Source organism: Actinomadura soli (assembly GCF_005889715.1).
Taxonomy (GTDB): Bacteria; Actinomycetota; Actinomycetes; order Streptosporangiales; family Streptosporangiaceae; genus Spirillospora; species Spirillospora soli.
Genome location: NZ_VCKW01000516.1, coordinates 1 through 2,208 on the forward strand (window position 1 = coordinate 1; position 2,208 = coordinate 2,208).

Annotated in this window: 2 protein-coding genes; one reads left to right on the forward strand and one right to left on the reverse strand. The window is 74.0% G+C overall.

What is annotated here, in order from left to right; translation table 11 throughout:
- Nucleotides 1–156: 156 nt before the first annotated feature.
- Nucleotides 157–1,536, reverse strand: a complete 1,380-nt coding sequence (gene pdxR, locus ETD83_RS41405; RefSeq protein ID WP_407921565.1) for a MocR-like pyridoxine biosynthesis transcription factor PdxR — start codon at nucleotides 1,534–1,536, stop codon at nucleotides 157–159.
- A gap of 68 nt (nucleotides 1,537–1,604) precedes the next feature.
- Here pdxR and ETD83_RS41410 point away from each other — a divergent pair.
- Nucleotides 1,605–2,208 (forward strand): pyridoxamine 5'-phosphate oxidase family protein (locus ETD83_RS41410; RefSeq protein WP_138650697.1); only part of this gene is annotated, 604 nt, incomplete at its 3' end.

A 2,208-nucleotide genomic window follows, 5' to 3' on the forward strand; every position in this document is an offset into this window, starting at 1 on the left:
GCCCGCGCCCGTCCGAGCCCGTCCGCCCGCCGCAGAACGATCCCCAGCCGCCCGGACGGCTCCCTCCGGCCGCCGAGCCCGTGCCGGTCGCCCAGTCCGCCATGTCCAACTGACCGCCCCGCCCCCGGCTCCTCACCCCGCCGACGCGGGCGCTCCTCACCCCGCTCCTGTTGTCACCAGTTCGTGGACGACCTCGCATCCCTTGCGGAGCTCGGCCGGCCCGGCCGCCGAGCCGTAGCCGATGACCAGCCCGGATGCCCGCCGCGAGCCCGTGTGGTGGCGTTCCAGCGTTTCCACGAGGACGCCACGTTTCGCCGCCTCGCGGACGACCCGTCCGGCCAGGGGCGCCGGGACGTCCACGACGAGGTGCAGCCCGGCCGTGTCGCCGCGCAGGGGCAGCCCGTCCAGCGTCCGGACGACCACGTCCCGCCGCCGCGCGTACTCCCCGCGCATCCGCCGGACGTGGCGGTCCAGATCGCCGCGTTCGAGCAGCAGCCGGAGCGCGTCCTGCGGGACGACGGCCGTCCGGTCGTTCAGCTCCTCGCGGCGCAGCGCGATCTCCTCGACCAGGTCGGGACGGCCCACCAGCCAGCCGACCCCCATGTCCGCGGTGAGGATCTTGGCCGTCGTGCCTAGGTAGACGACGACGTCCGGGGCGAGCCCGTAGAGCGCGGGCAGCGGCGCGACGTCGTACCGGAACTCGCCGTCGTAGTCGTCCTCCGCGACGAGCGCGCCCGTGCGCCGCGCCCACGCGAGCAGCGCCTGGCGCCGCGGCACCGGCAGGACACCGCCCATCGGGAACTGGTGCGACGGCGTCGTGTACACGATGCGCAGATCATCGGGGAGGCCGTCGACGATGAGGCCGTGCTCGTCGACCGGGCACGGCACCAGCTCGGCGCCGCGTCCCGCCAGGACCGCGCGGGCGCGCCGGTAGCCGGGCTCCTCCACCCCGACCCGGTCGCCGGGACGCAGGACGGTCGCGGCCAGCAGATCGAGCCCGTTCGTCGCCCCTCTCGTGATCAGCAGCCCGTCCACCGGACACGCCACGCCGCGGCTGCGCCTGATGTAGTCGGCCAGCGCGACGCGCAGCCCCGGCAGGCCGTGCGGGTCCTGGCGCTGCTGGGGCGGCATACCGGACGCCAGCCGCCACGCGCGCCGCCACGCGGGGGTGTCGAGCGCACCGACCCACGCCAGCCCCGGCCGCAGGTCGATCTCGTGGGGGGCCGCCGTCGGGTACACCGTTCTCGTCGTCGGCGGCTGCGGCTTCACGGGACGCGGAGCGGCGACGCCGTCGGTCACATAGGTGCCCGAACCGTGGCGGCCCTCCAGCCAGCCCTCCGCGTACAGCTGCTCGTACGCCTCGGTGACCACCGTCCGGCTCACCCCGAGCAGCCCGGCCAGCGCCCTGCTCGCGGGAAGCCGCTCGCCGGCGGCGAGCCGTCCCTCGCCCATCGCCGCGCGCAGCTGGCCGACCAGCTGGGCGCTCATGGGCTCGCCCTTGTCCCGGTCGACGACGAGGGGCAAGTCGATCGACAAAGTGGTCTCCCGCTATTCGCCTGGAGTGGCCCTACCGACCAGGCCACTCTCTTTCTAGAGTAGCGTCCATGACGCCACTCTCACCGACCGCCCGCACCCGCGTCGCCAGGCTCCCCGAACGCGCCGCCCGCGACCGCTCGGCCCTCTACCGCATCCTCGACGACGGCATGATCTGCCATCTCGGGCTCATCGTGGACGGCTCGCCGCGCGTCATCCCCACCGGTTACGGCCGCCTGGACGACACCCTCTACGTCCACGGCTCCACCGGGGCGAGCAGCCTCAGGGCCGGGCCGTCCCAGGAGGTCTGCGTCACCGTCACCCACCTCGACGGAATCGTCATCGCCCGGTCCCTTTTCCACCACTCCGTCAACTACCGCAGCGCCGTCGTCTACGGCACTCCCCGCCTCGTCGACGACCCGGACGAGAAACTCGCCGGCCTCCGCGCCGTCACCGAGAACCTCAGCCCCGGCCAATGGGACGTGGCGCGCCAGCCCACCCGCAAGGAAATGGCCGCCGTCTCCGTACTGGCCCTCTCCCTGGACGAGGCGTCCGTCAAAATCCGCCAGGGCGACCCCACCGACGACGACGAGGACTACGCGCTCGACGTATGGGCGGGCGTCGTGCCCGTCCACCAGACGTTCGGCGAACCGTCCCCCGACCCCGCCCTGCGCC